The following is a 24,507-nucleotide window of genomic DNA, read 5'->3' as shown; positions in this document are numbered from 1 at the left end:
TAATTTAAATTCCAAAAATCTGATGATTATGTTTAAAAAAATAGCTACACTTATTGTTTTAATAACTTCTGGTGTGCTTTTTTCTCAAACTAAAGTTCAGGATACAGTTACTAGGAAAGCAACTATACTTCCAAGTCAGAACCAAAATACGTTTATTTTTAATTCGGAAACACCATCTTTAAATCAAATTGCAGGTGCTCCAAAAGCTTTTTATAGTTATTATTGGGAGTTTGGAGATGGAAGCTACAGTACTAAAAAAGAACCAAAGCATACTTATAAAAAACCAGGTGATTATGAAGTAAAATTATGGGTTACTAATAATTATGATACAGGGAAAACACCTACCACTCGTCCGAAAAAAGTGAAAACAAATGAAACAGCAGATGTTTCGGACAATGAAATTCAAATTTTAAAAGATCCTATTGAATTAAGGAGAAATAGGGAGCCACTACCTGATGAAGATTTTGTAATAACATTGAGTTATAAAAATGAAAAAGAATATGTAACTAATGGCACGATTTATTTTTATTACAACGAAAAAGAATTTAAAAATGATAATTTTGAGTTACTTGAAATTAGAAATTACAATGATGAAAATATTAGTGATTTAGGAAGTGATTTAGTTTATAGTAACGATTATGACGATCAATTTTCTGCTTATGCTTCTTCTGAGAATAGAATGTACACTGCTGTTAAATTTCAAGATACAACAGAAAGAAAGAATCTTCATTTGAGTATTGAGGAAGCAAAACAAGTCTTTAAAAAAGGAAAAAAAATAACATTTAAGAATTTAAACCCAAATGAGCAACGTAATATTTTCTTCAGTTTAAAAACAACACCAGAAATGATTAAAGACACAAGTGCTATTTTAAAAGTAAGAAGCATTTACGTTCCTGATGATAACTATGAAAATCACAGAGTAAAAGATATGGAAATGGAGATTGTAACATCACATGATCCTAATAAAATGTCTACTAGTGGTTTATTTATAAATTATAGATTAGTTCGTTTTAAACGGATTAAATTTAAAACTCGTTTTCAAAATGATGGAGAAGGACCAGCAAGAACTATTCGTTTAGAAACGGATGTCCCTGATATGTTTGATAAATCAACTCTGCAAATAGAAAATATGTATCCAGAATGTCCAATTTGTCCAAAAAACGAAGAGGTAAGATATAGTTGTTTAGATACTATTATCAAACAAAAACAAATTATTTTTACTTTCAAAAACATATATTTGCCTGGTACACAGCAAAAAAATGTAACAGAGAAAGATTCTACAAAAGGATTTGTAAAATATAGTTTGAAATTTGGAAAAGACTTCCATAAACAAACCACTAAAAGTAGAACATCTATAATATTTGATAAAAACGAACCTATTATAACTAATTATTCTAGAACTCGATTTAATCCAGGAATTTCTATAGGAGTAAAAGCGGGTTATAATTATTATCCAAAATTAAACAACTCTAGAAGTTATTTTACTGGAATTACAATTTCACCATTTAAATCGTATCGTTTTTATTGGCAAAGCGAGTTATATGCAAATAAGCATGACTTTGAAAGTGAGAGAACAACCTCTATTTCTAATGATCCAGAAGTTGTTGGGCCATTTGATTTAAATAATGGAACTGTTATTGACAATGCTTTTGTAGGTAGAGAAAACACTTCACAAAAATCACAAAAAATTATAGAAACTGTTCCTGTTTCTCTCCGATATAATATAAATAATTATATAGGAGTTGGTTTTGGACCACATATAACAACTATAATTTCATCTGAATTAGAAAGAATTAATACAATTCGTTATTATGAGGTTACTCAGGGACCTTCTGGTTTTGTTCCTGGAAATGAATATGGAGAATTAACTCGAAGTAATTCTCAATTTATCAAAGAAAAAACAGAAGTGCAAACACAATTTTTTTTAGACACAACTTTTGGTTTTGCTAGAATTGGGCCTAGTGTAGGTATTAGATATTATAAAAATTTTAAAACTGATTTTGATTCTTGGCACTTTTATGCAATTTGGAAATTTTAATTTTTTCTGGTTTCTCTTCTTTTTTTCTATATTAGGGTTTTCCCAAAATTTAGAAGATCAAATATATGATGCAACCGATGCTTTTATTGCTAAACCATCTATTTCAGGCTTAGAAATATTAAGAAATAAAGAGAATCAATTTGTTTCTGAGGTTAATACAAAAGAAGAACAATTAGCACTAGTTATTTTAAGTTGTAATAAAGCATTTTATGAAAAGAAATTCAACCAAATCAATAATGCTATAAAATCGTATGAATTTGCTTGGAAAAACTACTCGGTTAATAATTTGGCAAACTATGATATTATTGAATATTGTTTAAAACCTTTAGCCCATTTATACACTATAACAGGAAATTATACTCTTGCAGAAAACACTATTAAAAGTTACTTGTTTTTAGCAGAGAAAGAAGGGAATTCGTTTCAAAAAACAGCAGCAATTTTAAATTTATCTGTTGTATATCATAATACAGGAAATCACAAAATGGCTGCTTCTATTTTAGAGAAGGAGCTTCAGAATAAAAACATTTCTACAAAACAAAGAGCTGATTTAGAAAACAATTTAGCAGTTAATTATATTGCCTTAAAAAAATATGATGATGCTTCAAGCTTATTAACACTTAATAAAGATGATTATCAATCAATAAAAAACAAAGCCTTTATTTCGTTGCAAAAAGGGAATTCAGTATTAGCAAGAAGCGAATTTGAAAAAGCAAAAAATCTGTTTTTTCAGAATGAAAATAATACAGCTCGTGATATTGCTAATTTTTATATTGATGAAGCTTCTCTTTTTTTAAAACTTAACAATAATGTATTAGCAAAACAAAGTTATACGAATGCTTTAAAAAGTTTATTACCGTTTTTAAAACAAAATATACTTCCTGAAAAAAGCAATATATATGGAGAAACAGCATTTATAAACATTTTTGATGGATTAGCATTTCTTGAAAAATCAACTACGAGGAAATTGGCATTTTATGATTTAAGTTTTCATGCTAGTAGTTTAATTAACGAAAACCTTGTTTCACAAGAATCACAAATTTTACAACAAGTTGAAGACCGAAAGCGTACAGAAAAATGTATTGATATATTATGGAAAGAATATGAAAAAGAGAAATCAAGCTTGCTCTTAAAAATGGCATTCAAATATGCTGAAAATAGCAAAAATACTGTTTTAAAAGAAAGAAATAATCAAAAAACATTACTTCAACGATTCCCTAATAATAAAGATTTAAAACTTCAAAATGTATTGCTTTCAAAGCAAGAATCTTTAATTAATGAATATGTAAGATTACAAATTACACATGATAATCCAACGAAGATTGTAAAGTTAAATGATGATTTAACTACGTTAAGTATCGAATTAAAAGAGGTTAATGAGAGAATAAATAAAACGTTTAAAAAGAATGAGGATTTTTCTTTATCATTAGATACTTTAGAAGTAAAGCTAGAGAAGGATAAAGCGCAAATGTTATATTATTTTTGGGGTAAAGACTGTTTTTATTCATTTTATTTTAATCATAATAAAATTCATTGGGAGAGAATAGCTTTAGATAAAAAGAACATTGATATATTGCAAAAATTCATTCATTACTTTGATGATTCAAATGCGATAAACAACGATATTCTTGCATTTTCATCAACTGCATTTTCATTATTCAATCTTTTAAATCTAGAACAATTAGAACAACATAAAACACTTGTGATTATTCCTGATGGAATTTTACATTTTATTTCTTTTGATGCATTGGTTACACATAAATCTGAAACTACAACTTTTTCAAAAATCCCATTTCTACTCTTCCAAAATAAAATGGCATATCAAACAAATGCTGCTTTTTATATTCAAAACAATACTTCAAAGAAAAACAATAAAATAGCAGGTTTCTTTCCTGTTTTTAAAAATACAAATGCCTTTTTAGAATATTCTATAGATGAAGCGAAAGTATTAGAAAAAAATAATGCAGTATTGTTTATGAATAAAAATGCAAATAGAATGAACTTCAAAAAGAATACTACTCAATATTCCATTTTGCATTTATCGACACATGGTACAAGTGGTTCATTTACAACTCCTGCAACTTTGGTTTTCTATGATGATGTTATGCTTGTCAATGAATTATACGGACTTGAAAATTGTAATCCTGATTTAGTGATTTTAAGTGCTTGTGAAACAGGAGTAGGGAAGTTGCAAAAAGGAGAAGGTTCTATCAGTATTGCTAGAGCTTTTCAATATGCTGGTGCTAAAAATATCTTGTTTAGTCTTTGGAAAATTAATGATTATGCTACTGCTGAAATTATGACTAATTTTTACACGAACTATTTTAATAATCATTCCTTTTTTGAGTCTAATTATAATTCTAAAAAAGATTATCTTCAGAATGAATCCATCTCTAATGCTAAAAAATCTCCTTATTATTGGAGTGCTTTTGTGTATTATGGTGTAATTGATACTCCTAAAACCTCATATTTATATTATTTACTATTAGGATTAATTACCTGTATTGTGCTATTTTTGATTTATGGAAGATTTACAAGATTTCTTAAAAGGAAAGAAATACAAAAAAATTAAGTTTACTATTTTAAAAACACAGCATTTATTAATTAAAGCCTCTATAAATACAGTGAAAGGTACTTTTATATTAGATACTGGTGCAAGTAATAGCTGTGTAGGACTAGAAGGAATTGAGAAATTCCAATTATTTGCAGAAAATTCTGAGACCAAAGCTGCTGGTGCTGGAGCTATTGGAATGGATACTCAATTATCTAAAAACAATAAATTACAGTTAAGTAGATGGAAAACTAGCGATTTTAATTTAATTATTTTCAATATGAGTCATGTTAATGAAGCTTTAAGACTATATAAAACAAAACCTGTAGATGGTATTATTGGTGCGGATATTTTATTAAATGGAAAAGCTATTATTGATTATAGTAATCATTATTTGTATTTGTTATAATATAAAAAAAACCGACAGATTTTTAAATCTGTCGGGCAATATTGTAAATCTAAAAGACAACTTTATACTATAATTCTAAAGCTTTCTTAGGATTGTTATCCATTAATAATTCTACTGGATTTTCTAAAGCTTCTTTCACAGCTACTAAGAATCCTACAGACTCACGACCGTCGATAATTCTGTGGTCATAAGATAATGCAACATACATCATTGGGTGAATTTCAACTTTACCATTTACTGCAATTGGACGCTCAATAATATTGTGCATTCCTAAAATTCCAGATTGAGGAGGATTAATAATTGGAGTAGATAACATACTTCCAAAAACACCACCGTTTGTAATAGTAAATGTTCCACCTGTCATATCATCAACTGTAATTTGGCCATCACGAGCTCTAAGTGCTAATCTTTTGATTTCCGCTTCAATACCTCTAAATGTTAAGTTTTCTGCATTACGAACAACAGGAACCATTAAACCTTTTGGTCCAGAAACTGCAATTGAGATATCAGCAAAGTCGTAAGCTACTTTATAATCACCATCCATCATTGAATTTACGTCTGGATAAAGTTGTAAAGCCCTTGTAACTGCTTTTGTAAAGAAAGACATATATCCTAAGCCAACACCATTGTGTTTAGCTTTGAATTCATCTTTATATTGATTACGGATAATATTAATAGGTGTCATGTTAACTTCATTGAAAGTCGTTAACATTGCTGTTTCATTTTTAGCTGCAACTAAACGCTCTGCTACTTTTCTACGTAACATTGATAATTTAGTTCTTTCAGAACCACGAGATCCACCTGTTGGAGTTCCCATTGATGGTACAGCATTTAATGCATCGTCTTTAGTGATTCTTCCATCTTTCCCTGTTCCTACAATGTCAGAAGGTTGAATGTTTTTCTCGTCTAAAATTTTTCTTGCTGCAGGAGAAGGAGTTTGAGAAGCATATGTTTTTTCAGCAACTGGAGCTGCTTTTGGAGCTTCTGGTTTTTTCTCTTCTACTTTCGCTTCTGTTTTTGGAGCTTCAGATGTTGATCCTTCTGGTTTTGCAGCACTTGTATCAATTAAACATACAATTGCTCCAACAGCTACTGCATCACCTTCTTCAGCTTTAAGTGTAATAATTCCACTTGCTTCCGCAGGTAACTCTAACGTTGCTTTATCTGAATCTACTTCAGCTATAGCTTGATCTTTTTCTACGTAATCACCATCTTGTACTAACCAAGTTGCAATTTCTACTTCTGTAATTGATTCACCCGGTGAAGGGACTTTCATTTCTAAAATCATATCTTAATAATTTTAATCTTTTAGGACTATATTCTACTTGTGTTGTTTAGCTACTTTTTAAAGGTAGTTAATTTATTGAAATAATGTTTTATCAAAAACCATTGCAATAGCATTCTTCTGACGTTTTTTAGAACGTTCATAACTTCCTGCTGCTGGTGCACTATATGCTTTTGGTGATGCTAAACGAAGTTTAACTAAATCGAAATTCATCAACATATAACTATAAGCTCCCATGTTTTTTGGTTCTTCTTGTGCCCAAACATAGTCATCAACATTTGGATAACTTGCAATTATCTCTTTTATTTGGTCTATTGCTAAAGGAAACAATTGTTCTAAACGAACTACAGCAACATCGTTTCTTTCTAGTTCTTTGCGTTTCTTAATAATATCATAATATACCTTTCCTGTACAGAAAACTAACGTTTTAATTGCTTTTTTATCTGATACTTTTGGATCGTCTATTACTTCTTGGAACTGACCATTTGCTAAATCCTCAACAGTAGAAACTGCATCTTCAAGACGCAATAACAATTTAGGTGTAAATACAATTAATGGTTTACGGAAATTAGTTTTCATTTGTCTTCTCAACAAGTGGAAGAAATTAGCTGGAGTTGTACAATCTGCAATATACATATTGTGCTTAGCACACATTTGTAAATAGCGTTCCATACGAGCTGATGAATGCTCTGCTCCTTGATTTTCATAACCATGAGGCAATAACATTACTAGTCCATTTTGATTGTTCCATTTGTCTTCACCAGCAGAAATATATTGGTCAATCATAATTTGAGCACCATTTGAAAAATCTCCAAATTGTGCTTCCCAAATTGTTAATGTTTTTGGAGATGCCAAGGCATAACCATATTCGAAACCTACAACTCCATATTCTGATAGATGAGAATTGTAAATACTAAAATTACCTTTTTTATCTTTAATATCGTTTAGCAATACTACTTCTTCTTCTGAAGATTCAACTTTAACAACCGCATGACGATGAGAGAATGTTCCACGCTCTACATCTTGTCCAGAAATACGAATATCATATCCTTCTGTCATTAATGATCCATATGCTAAAAGCTCTCCCATTTCCCAATACAATTGATTGGTTTCGAAATACATTTCTTTTCTAGCATTAATAATTTTAGAAATTTTGTTAATAAACTTTTTGTCCGAAGGTAATTCAGTTATTGTTTTAGCAATCTCTGTTAATTTATCTTTATCGAAAGTAGTATCTACTTTTTGTAGCATTACATCATCCGATACTTGTTCAAATCCAGTCCATTCATTTTGCATAAATGGAGTAATTACTGTAAGGTCTTTTTTACGAGATTCTTCCAGGTTTTCATCTAACTTTGATTTGTATTTTGCTTCTAATTCTTTAACATAACCAGCATCAATGATTCCAGATGCTTCTAATTTCTCAGCATAGATATCTCTTGCGTTTTTATGTTTCGAAATCGCTTTATATAAAATCGGTTGAGTGAATTTTGGTTCATCACCTTCATTATGACCATATTTTCTATATCCTAACAAGTCTATAAATACATCTGTACCGAATTCCATTCTGTAATCTAAAGCAAATAACATAGCGTGAACTACTGCTTCAGCATCATCTGCATTAACATGAAGAACAGGTGATAGTGTAACCTTTGCAATATCTGTACAATATGTAGAGGAACGAGCATCTAAATAATTTGTTGTAAAACCAACTTGATTGTTGATTACTAAGTGAATTGTTCCACCAGTTTTGTATCCATCAAGTTTTGCCATTTGAATAATTTCGTAAACAATTCCTTGTCCAGCGATGGCTGCATCTCCATGTACTGCAATTGGTAATACTTTAGAGAAATCGTTTGGATAATTTTTATCTTGTTTAGCTCTTGCAATTCCTTCAATTACTGCTCCAACAGTCTCTAAGTGTGATGGGTTAGGTGCTAAGTTTAAGTTTATTTTTTTTCCTGAACTAGTTGTTCTGTCTGATGTTAATCCTAAATGGTATTTCACATCTCCATCAAAATACATGTCATCATCATAGTCTTTTCCGTCGAATTCTGAAAAGATATTTTGAGTATTCTTGCCGAAAATGTTTGCCAATACATTTAAACGACCTCTATGAGCCATGCCCATTACAAATTGCTCTACTCCTTTGTCTGCTGCTGCTTCAATTAAAGTGTCAAGAGCTGGAATAGCAGATTCACATCCTTCTAATGAAAAACGTTTTTGTCCTACGTATTTTGCATGAAGAAATGTTTCAAAAGAAACAGCTTCGTTTAGTTTTTTAAGGATGTTTTTCTTTTTTTCTGTAGAAAAACTAGGCTGATTATCGTTTACATCTAATCTGTTTTTTATCCAATCTTGTACTTTAGGATCTCTAATGTACATAAACTCTACTCCAATAGATTGGCAGTAAACACTTTCAAGATGTTTGATAATGTCGGCTAATGTGCTTGAAGGCATATTCAACATTTTAGCTGCATCAAAAACAGTAGTTAAGTCAGCTTGCGATAAACCGAAGTTTTCTAATGCTAATGTTGGAGAATATGTTCTACGCTCTCTAACTGGATTAGTCTTTGTAAATAAATGTCCACGTGTTCTATATCCTTCTATAAGTTTTAGAACGTTAAACTCCTTATGTAATTTTTCAGAAACATGGTCACATGAAAAATCCCCTGAAGTAATTTGACTAACAATATCTTGTGAACCATAGTTTGTTACAGCAAAATCAAAGCCTTGGAAAAAACTCCTCCAGCTTGGCTCTACAGTGTCTGGGTTTTGTAAATATTGATCGTATAAATCTGCGAAAAATGCAGTATGTGCTGCGTTTAAAAAGGAAAACCTATCCATAATTCAGTCTTAATGACGATTTGGTTAAAAATAATTGTACAAAAGTAAAACATTTGTAATAATCTTTTAAAGAAATTTGTATTTTTATAACATAATTTTTTTAGAAAATAGCTTATGAAAAAGAATTTGATTCTCTTTTTAACAAAATCCCTTTTTTTTGCTTTTTTAATCACACCTTTTCTTGTAGTTAATGCTCAAGAAGACTCTTCTATTAAAACAAAAAATCCTTTTTGGGAGAATGTACAATTTGGTGGAGGACTTGGTTTAGGATTTGGAAGCAATTTTACAAATATTACTGTGGCTCCGAGTGGAATTTATAATTTCAATGAGTATTTTTCTGCTGGTTTAGGCCTTCAGTATAGTTATGTGAAACAAAAAGGATATTATCAATCTAATATTTACGGAGGAAGTATTATTGCTTTATTTAATCCAATTCGTGAAATTCAAATTTCTACTGAAATTGAACAACTTAGGGTTAATTCTAAATATGATGGATTTTATGGCAATTTTAATGATGATTTTTGGAATACAGCCTTGTTTATTGGAGCGGGTTATAGGACAAATAATGTAACATTAGGCGTTAGATATAATGTGCTTCATAAAGACAACGATGGTGTTTATGCAGATGCATTGATTCCTTTTGTAAGAGTTTATTTTTAATGTTTTAAAAGTAATCTTTATCTAATATTTATTACGAAACCAAACTTTTTGCCATTCTCTTTTCAATATCAAGAAAGTAACTTGTTCAGATAGGAGTACTAAATCAGAGCCGTCTAATTTTTTGATTTGCTCTTCTGATACATCAATGATATATAACAGGTTTAAATACTCAGCGAATTTAAATTGTATTAGTTTTAATATTTTTTCGTGAACTAAATCTTTAAATTGAAAAGGAAAAATATTTAATGGAATGTCTATGCTTTCATTTGCTAATGCAAAGTCTTTATTAGTTTGTTCAATCAATTTAAAGTACAGATGTTCTTCCTCTGCTTGAGAAATTAAAGAATCAATATCTATAGGTGGTTTATACATTTCTATTCATTAACTTTTCTCCAAAGGTTCTTAATATTTCTTTCTTTTCATTAGAAATATGCATTTTGTTAAGTGTTTCAAACGCTTTTAATGTGTATTCTTTTATTGCTATTTGTGTTTCTTTTGATGCTCCAGAATTATTGAAAATCGTTTTAACAGATTCTATTTTGTCTGTATTATCGTTTGGTTGAATAGAAAATAAATGTAGTAACTGTTCTTTCTCTTCATTATCACTCTGCGCAAGTGCTTTTAAATATAAATATGTCTTTTTGTTTTCAATAATATCTCCTCCAACTTGTTTTCCAAAAGTTTCAGGATCTCCGAATGCATCTAAATAATCATCTTGTAGTTGAAAAGCAATTCCTAAATTTAATCCAAAATCATATATTAAATTTGCGTTTTCTTCTGTAGTTTCTGCTACAATAGCTCCCATTTTCATTGCTGCGCCAACTAAAACGGCTGTTTTGTATTCAATCATTTTTAAATACTCTGAAATCGTCACATCATCACGTGTTTCAAAATCAACATCGTATTGTTGTCCTTCACAAACTTCTAAAGCGGTTTTACTGAAAAGTTTTGCCAGTTTTTGAAAGATTATAGGTTCGTAATTTTCAAAATATTGATATGCTAAAATTAGCATTGCATCACCAGATAAGATTCCAGTATTTATATTCCATTTTTCATGAACGGTTTGGTGACCTCTTCTTAGAGGAGCATCATCCATAATGTCATCGTGAATCAATGAAAAGTTGTGAAATACTTCAATTGCTGCTGCTGCATGAATTGCATTTTCTAATGAACCATTAAAAATTTCACTAGCCATTAAGGTTAAAACAGGACGCATTTTTTTACCTCCTAATGAAATAATATATTGGATAGGTTCGTATAAATTCTTAGGCTCCTTTGTTAGTTTTAACTCTTCAAAATGAGTTTTTATTGTTTCTTGATATTGGATTATTGAATGCATTTTTTTACAAATAATAGCTTTCTGCAAAAATAGCTTTTTTATTTATAATCTGTGTTGGTTTGATAAAGTTTACTTTTTTGAAGTTTTTCGTTTATGTAGGTTTTAAATAACTATCTGAATTTTACTGATTATTGAAAAAAAAACCAAGACTAATAAAAATCAGAAACAAATGAACAAAAGAAAGGTGACTTTCAAATTCTTTTAAAAATTTTAAAAGTTTGAATTATATTTGTTTTGGCTTATTGCAACTTCTTTTAGCTGTAAAATGTTGACAAACATTAGAGAAAAATGAATAGTGAGAAAATATTAAATAAAATGGGAGAAATTTATTCTCCATTATCGATTCAATGTCAAGAAGATTTTATAGCGAATTCAAAAATTGGAACATTTAAAAAAGGTGATATTGTAGTTCGTGAAGGACAATTTTCTAAAAATGCATATTTAATAGTTAAAGGGTGTGCAAGAGCATATTATTTGAAAGAGGGTAAAGATATTTCAGACTGGTTTACTTTTGAAAATGAGTTTATGGCATCAATTGTTAGTTTTTTTAGTAAAGAACCTAGTCCTCATTATGTTGAATTTGTTGAGGATTCAATAGTTTTTGAATTTTCGAGAGATACTGTTGATAATCTGTCCAATAAGCACCATGATTTTGAACGTTTTATTAGTAAAGTAGTGACCGAAACCATGTTAGGACTGTGTGAAAGATTATATACTATTCAATTTAATAAAGCAGATGAAAGATATAGACATCTAGTAAATATTCATCCTGATATAACAAACAGAATCCCTTTAACGCATATTGCTTCTTATTTAGGAATTACGCTTGAGACTTTGAGTAGAATAAGAAATCCTAAAAACCGAATTTGATTTATATCAAATGATAACTCTTCCATTAAGAGGATTTTTGTAAAAAAAATAAAAAAATGGAAGAAAAAAACAAAAAATTAAAATCAATTTGGGGAAAATGGTGGGAATCAATTAGAAAATGGTTTTATCCAGTTTGGTTAGTGTACGAAACTTCAATTCGTTTTTATGATTATGCGCTAGGGGTTTATAATTATTTGGAGATGTATCAAGATGATATATTGCCTTATATTGGAAATATTGGAGTTTTAACTTTAGCTATTTTTTGTAGTGTTGTTACTTTTGTTGTTTGTACAATATTTTTAACAGTACCTACTTGTTTTGTTCTGTATAAATTCTTCAAAGTAGGTAATTTAACAGGGACTTCATTTGAAGAAAAAATAAAAATTTATTTCTAGAACAAATGAGAAAAATACTAATTATTAACGGACATCCTGATAAGGAAAGTTTCAATTTTGCACTTTCAAAATCGTATAAGTTAGGTGCTGAAAAAGTAGGTGCTGAAATAAAGGAAATTAATATTAGAGAATTGAATTTTAATCCAAATCTTCAATTTGGATATCGGAAAAGAACTGAGTTGGAACCAGATTTATTAGATGCGCAGGATAAAATAAAATGGGCTAATCATTTGGTTTGGATATATCCTGTTTGGTGGAGTTCTGTACCTGCAATAATGAAAGGCTTTTTAGATAGGATTTTACTTCCGGGATTTGCTTTTAATAAAAGAAAAGACTCATTGTGGTCAGATAAATGTTTGACAGGTAAAACAGCAAGACTAATTTGTACGTTGGATCAGCCTGCTTGGTATTACAAATGGATGTATAGAAATCCTAGTCATAATGCGATGAAAAAAGGAACAATGAATTATATTGGAGTGAAAAAGGTAAGAATTACAACTATTGGACCTATAAGGCTTTCTAAAGAAGAGTTTAGAATAAAATGGCTAAAAAAAGTGGAGAGATTAGGTGAAATGAATAAATAATAACAATTGTAAACAGGAAAAATCAGTTGACGATATGTTTTACAAGCATCTTTATGGATTTTCCTCTGGTTTGTTCTTTATTTAAGTAATAGAGGGTTTTAAAAAATAAACTTTCTTTTTTTTAACCATATTGCGTGTTAATTATAACAAAGCGTATAATGTTTTCAGTGTTATGATTTTTTTAATATAGAATATTATTTTCAATTTCTAGAATTGAAAGAGAATAGTTATCGGTTAAGAATATACTAATATAAAAGGGTTGTCTTTAATTAAGAACAACCCTTTTGTGTTATATTTATGTCTATTTTATAAATACTATACTTTCATTATTTCAGCTTCTTTAATAACTAAGTGTTCTTCAATTTTTTTAATATAAGTATCAGTTAGCTTTTGAACGTCTTCTTCTGCTTTTTTGCAAATATCTTCAGATGTTCCGTTTTTTTCTTCTTTTTTAATATCAGTGTTAGCATCTTTACGAGCATTACGAACACCTATTTTTGCATCTTCAGCTTCAACCTTTGCTTGTTTTACAAGATCACGTCTTCTTTCCTCAGTTAAAGCAGGGATGTTTATAATAATGTTGTCTCCGTTATTCATTGGGTTTAACCCTAAGTTTGCAATCATAATTGCTTTTTCTATAGGTTGTAACATTGGTTTTTCCCATGGAGTAACCGTTAATGTTCTTGCATCTGGGGCATTTATATTAGCTACTTGAGATAGAGGTGTTTGAGAACCATAGTATTCAACAAAGACACCGCCTAGCATTTGCGGAGAAGCTTTACCTGCTCTAATGTTTAAAAATTCTTTTTCTAAATGCGCTATAGAACCTTCCATTGATTCTCTTGCACTGTCAATTATAAAATTAATTTCTTCAGTCATCGTATGTCTTTTTTTTATTTTTAGACTTTCTGAATTCTAAATTCTGAATTCTAAATTTTGTTATATTGTTACAGTTGTTCCTATAGTTTGTCCTTCGCAAACTTTTAATAAATTCCCTTCTTTGTTCATGTCAAAAACAATAATAGGTAATTTGTTTTCTTGACTAAGAGTAAACGCAGTTGTGTCCATAACGTTTAATCCTTTTGCTAATACATCTTCAAATGAAATATAATCAAATTTCGTTGCATTTGTATCTTTTTCTGGATCAGCACTATATACTCCATCAACACGTGTTCCTTTTAATATAACATCAGCATTAACTTCTACTCCTCTTAAAACTGCTGCTGTATCTGTTGTGAAATATGGATTTCCTGTTCCAGCTCCAAAAATAACAATTCTTCCTTTCTCTAAGTGTCTTGTTGCTTTTCTTTTAATATAAGGTTCAGCGATTGCTTCAATTTTTAAAGCTGTTTGTAAGCGCGTTTGCATTCCTGCTTCTTCAAGTGCACCTTGTAATGCCATTCCATTAATAACGGTTGCAAGCATTCCCATGTAATCTCCCTGAACACGATCCATTCCATTACTAGCACCTGCTACACCTCTAAAAATATTTCCTCCTCCTATAACGATAGCAATTTCAACTCCTTTATCATGAATTTCTTTAATTTCTTGAGCATATTCGGCTAAACGTTTAGGGTCAATTCCATATTGTCTATCTCCCATTAAGGCTTCTCCGCTCAGTTTTAGAAGAATTCTTTTGTATTTCATCAGGTTGTTTCTATTTATATTTGTGATGCAAATATAATTATATATCTACAGAAAAAAAATGTTGTTTAAATTATGGGCTTAATTCTTCAAAAGTCTTTTTGGCTTCATCATAACCAATTTGAAAAATAGTTTTCATTTTTGTTTTGCTCGTTTCAAAAGTACTATAGTTTGCTAATTCTTTTGGCTCAATAATTATATCGCATAAACTAAACTTTTGATAATTTCCTTGCGCTGATAGTAAATCAAAGGCTCTTGATGTGATCGATTTTATTGAATTTAAATCTTTTGCTTCAATATTTTGAATAGGACTTACGTAAACCCCAATAATGCTGTCGCAGTTTCCTAAAAGCAAGTCGGTCGGAAAATGGTTTAAAATACCTCCATCACTATATAGTTTGTTGTTTATTTTATATGGGGTTAACATTCCAGGAAAAGAGGCTGATGCTAAAACGGCATCTGTTACTTTTGTGTCATCATTAAAAATTTTTAATTTCCCTTTTACTAAATCGGTTCCTGTAATTTTAATAGGAATGGGTAGTTCACCTATTTTAGTATCTCCAAATATTTGATTGAAATAAACTTTAAAAGAATCAGAATCAATGATACCTGGTTTTTTTAGGGTAAAATGTTTCCAATTAAAAAAGTAAATAGATTGAAAAAAACGCAGAATTTCATCTGGAGATTTTCCAAAAGCATATAAGGCAGCAATAATGGCTCCTGCACTTGTGCCAGATAATATGCTTGGCTTTATACCTTGGTCTTCTAAAAACTGAAGCGTTCCTGCATGAGCAATTCCTTTAGAGCCTCCTCCAGATAATGCAATCCCAATATTTTTTGATTTAAAATCCATTTGTAACTAAACTAACATTTAATATTCAAATTTAGTTTTAAATTTGTCAAATAAATATTATAAAGATGAAAAAAATAATAGAAAACGCACTTTTAAATTCATATACATACGTAGAATATAGAGAATTAGTTAGTCAATTAATAAGTGAAGGAAAATCTACAGGGCATACGCAGTCTGAAGATTTGTTAAAATATTCAGAGTTGAATGAAACAAGGTTAAAAAGATTAGATAAAACAATTGTTGTTAATGAAGAGTCTCTTTTTAGATTAGAAAATTTAGATAAGAAATATACTTGGTTGGTTCTTTCAGAAGGATGGTGTGGTGATGCAGCACAATTACTGCCTATAATAAATAAAATGGCAGAGTCTTCAAAAAATATAGATTTAAAGATAGTTTTGAGAGATGATAATGAAGAGTTAATGAATCTTTTTTTAACAAATGGAGGGAAAGCAATTCCAAAGTTGATTGTTTTAGACGCTGAGACGCATGATGTAATTGCAGATTGGGGGCCAAGACCAGAACCTGCTCGTAAATTAATTGCAGATTATAAAGCGGCTAATGGAGTAGTAGATGAGCCTGTGAAAATTGAATTGCAAAAATGGTATTTAAATGATAAAGGAAATACAACTCAAAATGAAATTATAAGTTTATTAAAAAAGGAAAAAGCACTTGTTTAAGTGCTTTTTTCTTTTAGAATATGCTGTTCAAATTGTTCTGGAGAAATAGCTTTATCAACTGAATAATCACCAATTTTTGTTCTACGTAAAGCTGTTAAATGCCCACCCGATTTTAGAGCTAATCCAAAATCATAAGCTAAAGAACGAATATAAGTCCCTTTACTACATTGTACTCTGAAATCAATTTCAGGTAAATCAATTCTAGTGATTTCAAATTCGTAAATAGTTGTTTTTCTCGATTGAACTTCTATCTCTTCACCAGCTCTAGCATGTTCATACAGTCTTTTTCCATCTTTTTTTATAGCAGAAAAAACGGGAGGTTTTTGGTCTATTTCTCCTAAGAATTGATGGGTAGTTTCGTTAATTAATTCTGGAGTAATGTGATTCGTTGGAAATGTAGCATTTATTTCGGTTTCTAAATCATAAGAAGGAGTTGTTGCTCCTATAGTTATTGTACCTGTGTATTCTTTGACTTGGCTTTGAATGTCAGAAATTGTTTTGGTAAATTTACCTGTACATATAATTAATAAGCCTGTAGCTAAAGGATCTAACGTTCCTGCATGACCTATTTTAAATTTTTTAGGTAAATTATAATGATGTTTTAATAAGTATTTCAGTTTATTTACTGCCTGAAATGACGACCAGTGTAATGGTTTGTCAATTAGTAAAACTTGTCCAGCTAAATAATCTTCTGCTTGCATTAAATAATAGTTAGTTTTTGCACAAAGAAATGAATAATTAAAATAGCAACTCCTGCAATGATTCTATAGTAGCCAAATATTTTAAAACCGTGCTTGGTTAAGTATCCAATAAAAGATTTTATAGCAATTAGAGCGACTATAAAACCTACAATATTTCCAATAATCAATAAGTTTAATTGATGATCTGTTATTTCAACTCCTAATTTGCTGTAGTCATATAATTTTTTAACAGTTGCGCCAAGCATTGTTGGAATAGCAAGAAAAAATGAAAATTCTGCGGCAGTTGTACGAGATAGTTTCTGGCTCATTCCACCTACAATACTAGCACCACTTCTAGAAACTCCAGGAATCATAGCTAAACATTGAAACAACCCGATTTTTAAAGCAGTAAGATAGGATATTTCTGTGTTTTCAGCATTACCAAACCAATCATCTACTTTTAAAAGTAAAAATCCACCAATAATAAGAGAAATGGCCACAACAATTGGACTTTCTAATAAATCATCTATAAAATCGTTTAGTAGTAGTCCAAAAAATACTGCTGGAATGAAAGCAACAAATAGTTTAAAATAGAAATCAATGCTTTGAAAGAAACGCTTAAAATACAGAACCACAACAGAGAGAATTGTCCCTAATTGTATAACAATGGTGAATAATTTTGTGAAATCATCTCCGGCAATTCCAAAAAAGGAAGAGGCAATAATCATGTGGCCTGTTGAAGAAACAGGTAGAAATTCAGTTATTCCTTCAATAATGGCAAGAATAATAGCTTGTAATGTGTTCATGCTACAAAAGTATATTTTTTTATAGAATAAAGATAATTGAAAAAAGGTTAATTGTTTTTTATAAATTTGTGACACCAGTTGATAAGAATCATTGTATTTTTTTGGCATTTAAAATTACTGCTATTAACCCCTGTTTTATTGATTTGTATAAAGTAAAACATGTAGGTTTTAAACATAACTTAAATATCATAATGAAAACAACTATCACGTTATTTGCACTTTTACTAAGTGTGCCTTTTTTTTCTCAAACACATTCGTTTAATAATCCAATTGTATTGGCTTATTTTCCATCTTATTCAGAAAATTGGACAACCACAAATCAAAATTCTAAATTAAGAGAAATACCGTCTTTTGTGAATTATGTTTTTCTTGCATTTGCAAAGCCAAATTTAACTTATACAAAAGATTCATTTGATATATCAGGAACAGGAATAGAAGTGCCTTATGATGGTTGTACTTTGAAAGAAAGTGTTTCAGCATTAAAGCAAAAAGGAGTTCATGTCATTTTATCTATTGGAGGAGAAACTTATTGGAATTCTAATGTTTATTCAGCTATTGATTATCAACAGATAAAAGATTTGGTCGATGACATAGGTTTTGTTGGTATCGACTGGGATTTTGAACCTAATGGTTCTTTTGGGGAAATAGGAAACGCAACAAATGTTCAACATTTTATCAATTTTTTCACAAATTCTAGAGCTATAATGCCTAAAAGTGAGGGGTATATTTTGGCATGTGCTCCAGCAGGAGTAGGAGCTTTAGGAGGACAAACAAATAATGATGTAATGTCTCCGTTTGCTTATGAAAATAGAAATATAGTAACAGGAGAAACAGATGCTAATTTATATAATGGAACAGCAGCTACAAATGGAATAAATCTTTTTGGATTTGCTTCTACAGGACACATGATTCCTGTAATTGAAGCTGTTGGAGATAAAATTGACATTATTGCGTTTCAAGGCTATAATACTGGAGGAAGTACTAATAGAAGTATAATGTATGACGCTTATGCATATTATGCAGAACAATATGGTTTTAAAGTAGCAGCAGGAGTGCATTATCCAAATGAACCTTGGGGACCTTATTATACTTACACACATCAAAATGTTGCAGATTTAGCAAGTCATATTCGTAATTATTCCACAAGAATAGGAGATCAAGATGGGATTATGTTATGGCAGCTATTGTTGGCCAATACAGGATTAAATAGTTCAGGTTATTCTTATATGAACGTTGCAAATAAGGTTTTAAACGGTATTCCAGTAAATACAGCTATTTCTGAAGCGAATGATTATTCTTTATCTCCTTATACAGGTGGAGCAGAAGGATGTTCTGGTCAAGGAGGAACACTTTTTTGTGGTTTTTCAGAATACATGTCCAATCAGTCATATCCAACTGCAAACACAACAGTTTACTATCAATGTAAAATTTGGGCAAATCAATGGTGGGCAAATGCAGGTGAAATTCCGGGAGAAAATTCAGTTTGGCAAGAAATTAATGATTGTCATGAAGGAACAGGTTGTACTTTAGATTTACAAGATTTTATAAATCAAGATATACAAATTGCAGTGAAAGAAACAATAATTGTTTTTGAAAGTCAAAATCAATATATAAACCAATTGTCAATATTTGATATTACTGGAAAAGAAATTTTTAAATTGAGAAATAAAACAAAACGAATAGAAATAGACAAAGCACATTTAGCAAAAGGAATATATATTGTTAAATGTGAAATAGAAGGAAAAACATTAAACAGTAAGTTTGTGTTAAACTAAATTGTATAAAATAAACAAACCTTTTTACTCTCAGAATAAAAAGGTTTGTTTCATTATTTCTTAGTCTTTTTTAAAGATAGAATAAATTGTAATTCCAAAACCAATTAAAACAGTAGTAGGTGCTAAACGAATTCTTCTAAAATCAAAAATAGCATCACTCCATACATTTGGGTCATCACTTCCACCACCAGTCATCAATATAAAACCTATTCCGATTACGGCTAAACCAATTAAAAGAATTTTATAATTTGCTTTGTCAAATAAAAATTCTGGTTTGTTATTTTCGTTGTTTTTCATCTTGTGTTGAAAATATTTTTTATAAATTATTTAATATAAATCGTCTGTTCTTAAATTTAGAAAACGTTGTGTTGCAAAAAATGTACTTACCCATGTAATAATGATTCCAATAAGTAATACACCACCAAAAACAATTCCTAAAGAAACATAATCTTTAGACAGTTTCAAAGAAGGCAATAGTTGATCAATGTAATAAACAGCTCCCATTAAAGCAATAATAGCTAGTAATGAACCAACAAGCCCTAGTTTTATACTTCTCCAAATAAAAGGTTTTCTAATAAATGATTTTGTAGCGCCTACCATTTGCATAGTCTTAATAGTAAAACGATGCGAATAAATAGAAAGTCTAAGCGAACTATTGATTAATAACATTGCTACAATACCTAAAAAACCACTAATAACAAGAATCCAAAAACTTATTTTTTTAACATTATCATTTACTAAGTCTACTAATTGTTTATCATAAATGATTTCAGAAACCATCTCATTCTTTTTAATATCTCTTTCAATTTTTTTAATGCTATCTGCTACAACATAATCTCCTTTTAAATTAATATCGAAAGAGTTTTGAAGCGGATTAAAGCCTAAAAATTCCATAAAATCTTTCCCTACAATATCAACATTGTTTTTTGCAGCACTATCTTTATGTACAAAAGCATATTCTTTTATGAATCGAGCATTTTTCATTTCAACATCAAAAGCCTTTAAAACACTGTCATTAGCTTCATTTTTAAAAAATACGGTCATAGGAATATTTTCTTTAAAATCATTTGTTATTTTTTTAGAGTTAATAACAAACAATCCTAAAGCTCCTAGTAAAAAAAGCACCAAAAAGATACTTACAATTACAGAAAAATAAGAAGAAATCAATCGTCGTTTTTGATAGGTCTCAAATGAAGATGCCATATAAATTTATAAATTATGCTGTAAAAATAAAAAAGAATTTTGGTAAATATAGAATATAACGTTCAAAGTTTTGACTTTCGTACAATAAACGTAAATTTGCAGCTTAATTTTTAAAAGCGAATGGATTAAGAATTTTACAAATCCATTTTCCCGCTTTCTGCTTTATCTTTTGATTGGCTCTATTATTTAACAAAAACAAATCAAAAGGATATCGCTACAATCGGGGCTAAAAAGAAACAAAAAGAATTTTTGTAATTAGAATAAAAAATGAAATTATTAGCGCTTGCAATAATAGCAAGACTTCTAATTAAAAAATAATAAAGGCGAATGACTTAAGCTTGCGACAGCATGAGTCCTTAGGCAAAAATAATAAAGACGAATGACTTAAGCTTGCGACAGCATGAGTCCTTAGGCAAAAATAATAAAGACGAATGACTTAAGCTTGCGACAGCATGAGTCCTTAGGCAAAAATAATAAAGACGAATGAAATACAATCCAAACGAAATCGAAGCCAAATGGCAACAATATTGGGCAGAAAACCAAACATTTGCTGCTACAAATAATTCAGAAAGACCTAAATATTATGTTTTAGACATGTTTCCTTATCCATCAGGAGCCGGATTACATGTTGGACATCCTCTAGGCTACATCGCTTCAGATATTGTAGCTCGATACAAACGTCATAAAGGATTTAATGTATTGCATCCACAAGGATATGATTCGTTTGGTTTGCCTGCTGAACAATACGCTATTCAAACAGGGCAACATCCAGACAAAACAACTAAAGAAAATATTGCTCGTTATAGAGAGCAATTAGATAAAATCGGATTTTCATTCGATTGGAGTAGAGAAGTACGTACATCAAATGCTGATTATTACAAGTATACACAATGGATTTTTATTCAATTATTCAATTCTTGGTATAATAACGAATCGGATAAGGCAGAAGACATCTCAACTTTAATTTCAATTTTTGAAAAAGAAGGAAACGCTACTGTAAATGCAGTTTGTGATGATAATATTATTTCTTTTTCGGCAAGCGAGTGGAACGCATTTTCATCGTCAGCACAACAAAAAATACTATTACAATATAGATTAACGTATTTAGCAGAAACAGAAGTAAACTGGTGTCCAGCTTTGGGAACTGTTTTAGCCAATGACGAAATCGTAAACGGAGTTTCAGAACGTGGTGGTCATCCTGTTATTCGTAAAAAAATGACTCAATGGTCGATGCGAATTTCTGCCTATGCAGAAAGGTTACTTCAAGGGTTAAACGATATCGATTGGACAGAATCGCTAAAAGAATCTCAAAGAAACTGGATTGGAAAGTCGGTTGGAGCAATGGTTTCTTTCAATGTGAAAAATCATGATGAGGTAATTGATGTTTTCACAACTCGACCTGATACTATTTTCGGAGTTACATTTATGACTTTAGCACCAGAACATGATTTGGTAGCTAAAATTACAACTCCTGAACAAAAAGCAGCCGTTGAATCTTACATTGAAGCAACTGCTAAACGTTCGGAAAGAGAAAGAATGGCTGATGTGAAAACTATTTCAGGAGTTTTCACAGGGGCGCATGCTGAACACCCTTTTACAAAAGAGCTAATTCCAGTTTGGATTGGCGATTATGTTTTAGCAGGCTATGGAACAGGTGCAGTTATGGCAGTTCCTTGTGGTGACGAACGTGATTATGCTTTCGCGAATTTTTTCAAAGGAACTAATGGAATGCCTGAAATTAAAAATATTTTTGACCAAGATATTTCGGAAGAAGCTTTTGGAGCTAAAGAAGGTTTCCAATTAGTAGATTCGGATTTCTTAAATGGTTTAGGTTACAAAGAAGGAACGAAAAAAGCGATTGAAGCTTTAGAAAATATAAAACAAGGTAACGGGAAAACAAATTATCGTTTGCGTGATGCTGTTTTTTCGAGACAAAGATATTGGGGTGAACCTTTTCCTGTATATTATGTAAATGGTTTACCACAAATGATTGACAAAAAATATTTGCCAATTGCTTTACCAGAAGTAGAAAAATATTTACCAACAGAAGATGGGCAACCACCTTTAGGTAATGCAACAGTTTGGGCTTGGAATACTGAAACCAATCAAGTGGTAAGTAATGACAAAATAAATAACACTAGTGTTTTTCCTTTAGAATTAAATACGATGCCAGGTTGGGCTGGTTCTTCTTGGTATTGGATGCGTTATATGGATGCTCACAATAAAGAAGATTTTGCAAGTAAAGAAGCTTTAGCCTATTGGCAAAACGTAGATTTATATATAGGAGGAAGCGAACATGCAACTGGACATTTATTATATTCCCGTTTTTGGAACAAATTCTTAAAAGATAGAGGTTTTGCCCCAACAGAAGAACCATTCAAAAAATTAATCAATCAAGGAATGATTTTGGGAATGAGTGCTTTTGCTTATAGGTTGAATCCATCAAGAATTTCAATTTCTACAATTGAAAGTTTAGAAGCTAAAAGCATATTTATTTCTAAGAATGATTATGTAAGTTTTACTAAAATAACTTCAAAACATAACATTAGAAGTTTAGAATTTGAATTTGCAGAAAATTCTTTTAAAATAATTTTATTAGATGACAATTTAAAAACTATAAATTCAGACAAGTTTTCAAGTGAAGAAATTAATTTAATTGAAAGCTTTGGTAATTCAATTAAAATTTTATCTGACACGAAAGTTATAAAAATAACTATTGATGTAGAATTTTTGTTTTTACCTATTCACGTTGATTTATCTGTAATAAATGATATTACAAATGAGTTAGATATTCAAAAATTTAAAGCACATCCGTTAAATAAAGATTATTCTGATGCAGAATTTATTTTAGAAGATGGAAAATACATTGTAGGTCGCGAAGTAGAAAAAATGTCAAAATCAAAATACAATGTTGTCAATCCAGATGATATTTGTAATGAATATGGTGCAGATACTTTGCGTTTGTATGAAATGTTTTTGGGACCATTGGAACAAGCAAAACCTTGGAATACAGCAGGTATAACAGGTGTTTTTGGTTTCCTTAAAAAATTATGGCGTTTGTATTTTGATGATAACGGTTCAATTGTAACCAATGAAGAGCCATCGGCTGAAATGTACAAATCGTTACACAAAACCATCAAAAAAGTTACAGAAGATATCGAGAATTTCTCATTCAATACTTCAGTGTCACAATTTATGATTTGTGTAAATGAGTTGGTCACTTTAAAATGTCATCATAGAGCCATTTTAGAACCGTTAGCAATCGTAATTTCTCCTTATGCACCACATATTGCAGAAGAGTTATGGAGTGCTTTAGGTAATGAAGGTTCAATAGCAACGGTTGCTTTTCCAATTTTCGAACCCAAATATTTAGTAGAATCTGAGAAAGAATATCCAGTTTCTTTTAATGGTAAAATGCGATTTAAAATTAATTTGCCTTTAGATTTAACAAAAGAGCAAATTGAAGAAATTGTAATGGCAGATGAAAGAACACAAGCACAATTACAAGGAAGAACACCTAATAAAGTAATTATTGTTCCTGGAAAAATTATCAATTTAGTGGGATAATAAAAGAGTTTTATAAAGCAAAGAGACTGTCTGGAAATTACTTTTTGGACAGTCTTTTTTTGTTTTAATCAGCATAATATAATCTTTAAAGTACGTGTGCAAAGAGAAGGAGAAACATTAAAACGGGTTAAAAGCATAAAACGCATAGATTTACAATTTGAGATTTCTAAAAAAGACAAATAAATTTCCATTAGCTCTAAGCTGCTATTTTTTTAAGAAATTAATCTTGTGATTTTATTTTCTTTTTGAAAAAAAATCACAAAAATATTGGACTTCTAAAACATTCCTAAAACGAAATGAACATAGTTAGAATATAAACATAAAAAG

At 30.1% G+C, this 24,507-nt stretch carries 21 protein-coding genes; 10 read left to right on the top strand and 11 right to left on the bottom strand.

Annotated elements, in window-relative coordinates; genetic code table 11:
• Positions 1–28: 28 nt before the first annotated feature.
• The 3 genes from SY27_RS09865 to SY27_RS09855 are packed head-to-tail and all read left to right on the top strand — an operon-like array spanning position 29 to position 4,995.
• On the top strand, positions 29–2,038 hold the full coding sequence (locus tag SY27_RS09865) for a PKD domain-containing protein (RefSeq protein WP_045970235.1): 2,010 nt from the start codon (positions 29–31) through the stop codon (positions 2,036–2,038).
• On the top strand, positions 2,019–4,607 hold the full coding sequence (locus SY27_RS09860) for a CHAT domain-containing protein (protein WP_045969741.1): 2,589 nt from the start codon (positions 2,019–2,021) through the stop codon (positions 4,605–4,607). The genes SY27_RS09865 and SY27_RS09860 overlap by 20 nt, the downstream gene beginning before the upstream one ends.
• Complete coding sequence (locus SY27_RS09855) at positions 4,558–4,995, top strand: retropepsin-like aspartic protease (RefSeq protein WP_045969739.1); 438 nt, start codon at positions 4,558–4,560, stop codon at positions 4,993–4,995. Before SY27_RS09860 ends, SY27_RS09855 begins: the two co-directional genes overlap by 50 nt.
• Before the next feature lie 67 nt (positions 4,996–5,062).
• On the opposite strand, the gene odhB is transcribed toward SY27_RS09855, so the two are convergent.
• Both odhB and SY27_RS09845 read right to left on the bottom strand, forming a co-directional pair.
• The gene (odhB, locus tag SY27_RS09850) at positions 5,063–6,283 is read right to left on the bottom strand and encodes a 2-oxoglutarate dehydrogenase complex dihydrolipoyllysine-residue succinyltransferase (RefSeq protein ID WP_045969737.1); all 1,221 of its coding nucleotides are present in this window, start codon (positions 6,281–6,283) and stop codon (positions 5,063–5,065) included.
• Between the two features lie 72 nt (positions 6,284–6,355).
• A complete protein-coding gene (locus SY27_RS09845) occupies positions 6,356–9,127 on the bottom strand; it encodes a 2-oxoglutarate dehydrogenase E1 component (protein ID WP_045969735.1) in 2,772 nt (923 codons plus the stop codon).
• A gap of 114 nt (positions 9,128–9,241) precedes the next feature.
• Between SY27_RS09845 and SY27_RS09840 the strand changes: the two genes are divergently transcribed.
• Complete coding sequence (locus tag SY27_RS09840) at positions 9,242–9,787, top strand: hypothetical protein (protein WP_045969734.1); 546 nt, start codon at positions 9,242–9,244, stop codon at positions 9,785–9,787.
• Positions 9,788–9,808: 21 nt separating this feature from the next.
• Here the strand turns inward: SY27_RS09840 and SY27_RS09835 are convergent, their stop codons facing one another.
• Positions 9,809–10,159, bottom strand: a complete 351-nt coding sequence (locus tag SY27_RS09835; RefSeq protein WP_045969732.1) for a hypothetical protein — start codon at positions 10,157–10,159, stop codon at positions 9,809–9,811.
• Positions 10,152–11,126: a polyprenyl synthetase family protein gene (locus SY27_RS09830; protein WP_045969729.1), complete on the bottom strand. Its 975-nt coding sequence runs from the start codon at positions 11,124–11,126 to the stop codon at positions 10,152–10,154. Before SY27_RS09830 ends, SY27_RS09835 begins: the two co-directional genes overlap by 8 nt.
• A gap of 288 nt (positions 11,127–11,414) precedes the next feature.
• Between SY27_RS09830 and SY27_RS09825 the strand changes: the two genes are divergently transcribed.
• The 3 genes from SY27_RS09825 to SY27_RS09815 are packed head-to-tail and all read left to right on the top strand — an operon-like array spanning position 11,415 to position 12,975.
• Positions 11,415–11,996, top strand: coding sequence for a Crp/Fnr family transcriptional regulator (locus SY27_RS09825; protein WP_045969727.1), 582 nt, complete (start codon positions 11,415–11,417; stop codon positions 11,994–11,996).
• Positions 11,997–12,052: 56 nt separating this feature from the next.
• Positions 12,053–12,391, top strand: coding sequence for a hypothetical protein (locus tag SY27_RS09820; protein WP_045969725.1), 339 nt, complete (start codon positions 12,053–12,055; stop codon positions 12,389–12,391).
• A gap of 5 nt (positions 12,392–12,396) precedes the next feature.
• A complete protein-coding gene (locus SY27_RS09815; RefSeq protein ID WP_045969723.1) occupies positions 12,397–12,975 on the top strand; it encodes an NAD(P)H-dependent oxidoreductase in 579 nt (192 codons plus the stop codon).
• 315 nt (positions 12,976–13,290) lie between these two features.
• Here the strand turns inward: SY27_RS09815 and frr are convergent, their stop codons facing one another.
• From frr to SY27_RS09800, 3 genes are all read right to left on the bottom strand, one after another.
• Entirely contained in the window at positions 13,291–13,854 is a 564-nt protein-coding gene (gene frr / locus SY27_RS09810) for a ribosome recycling factor (RefSeq protein WP_045969721.1), read from the bottom strand.
• 60 nt (positions 13,855–13,914) lie between these two features.
• Entirely contained in the window at positions 13,915–14,622 is a 708-nt protein-coding gene (pyrH, locus tag SY27_RS09805; protein WP_045969719.1) for a UMP kinase, read from the bottom strand.
• Positions 14,623–14,692: 70 nt separating this feature from the next.
• Positions 14,693–15,472 carry a patatin-like phospholipase family protein gene (locus SY27_RS09800; protein ID WP_045969717.1) on the bottom strand — a complete coding sequence of 260 codons (780 nt, stop codon included), beginning with the start codon at positions 15,470–15,472 and terminating at the stop codon, positions 14,693–14,695.
• Between the two features lie 65 nt (positions 15,473–15,537).
• Between SY27_RS09800 and SY27_RS09795 the strand changes: the two genes are divergently transcribed.
• Positions 15,538–16,149: a thioredoxin family protein gene (locus SY27_RS09795; RefSeq protein WP_045969715.1), complete on the top strand. Its 612-nt coding sequence runs from the start codon at positions 15,538–15,540 to the stop codon at positions 16,147–16,149.
• Here the strand turns inward: SY27_RS09795 and truB are convergent.
• Complete coding sequence (gene truB, locus SY27_RS09790) at positions 16,146–16,850, bottom strand: tRNA pseudouridine(55) synthase TruB (RefSeq protein ID WP_045969713.1); 705 nt, start codon at positions 16,848–16,850, stop codon at positions 16,146–16,148. The two genes, SY27_RS09795 and truB, sit on opposite strands and share 4 nt — an antisense overlap.
• Positions 16,850–17,635, bottom strand: a complete 786-nt coding sequence (locus SY27_RS09785) for an undecaprenyl-diphosphate phosphatase (RefSeq protein WP_045969711.1) — start codon at positions 17,633–17,635, stop codon at positions 16,850–16,852. The genes truB and SY27_RS09785 overlap by 1 nt, the downstream gene beginning before the upstream one ends.
• A 191-nt stretch (positions 17,636–17,826) precedes the next feature.
• Between SY27_RS09785 and SY27_RS09780 the strand changes: the two genes are divergently transcribed.
• Positions 17,827–19,410, top strand: a complete 1,584-nt coding sequence (locus tag SY27_RS09780) for a T9SS type A sorting domain-containing protein (protein WP_161794146.1) — start codon at positions 17,827–17,829, stop codon at positions 19,408–19,410.
• Between the two features lie 60 nt (positions 19,411–19,470).
• Here SY27_RS09780 and SY27_RS09775 read toward each other — a convergent pair whose 3' ends face one another.
• Positions 19,471–19,707, bottom strand: a complete 237-nt coding sequence (locus SY27_RS09775) for a DUF3098 domain-containing protein (RefSeq protein WP_045969707.1) — start codon at positions 19,705–19,707, stop codon at positions 19,471–19,473.
• A 30-nt stretch (positions 19,708–19,737) separates the two neighbouring features.
• Complete coding sequence (locus SY27_RS09770) at positions 19,738–20,613, bottom strand: ABC transporter permease (protein WP_045969705.1); 876 nt, start codon at positions 20,611–20,613, stop codon at positions 19,738–19,740.
• A gap of 483 nt (positions 20,614–21,096) precedes the next feature.
• Here SY27_RS09770 and SY27_RS09765 point away from each other — a divergent pair, with 483 nt between their 5' ends.
• On the top strand, positions 21,097–24,180 hold the full coding sequence (locus SY27_RS09765) for a leucine--tRNA ligase (RefSeq protein WP_045969703.1): 3,084 nt from the start codon (positions 21,097–21,099) through the stop codon (positions 24,178–24,180).
• The last annotated feature ends 327 nt before the right edge of the window (positions 24,181–24,507 follow it).

Source organism: Flavobacterium sp. 316, assembly GCF_000967805.1.
Taxonomy (GTDB): domain Bacteria; phylum Bacteroidota; class Bacteroidia; order Flavobacteriales; family Flavobacteriaceae; genus Flavobacterium; species Flavobacterium sediminilitoris.
The sequence above is the reverse complement of the archived record's forward strand: the minus strand, read 5'-3'. Positions and strand labels throughout refer to the sequence as shown.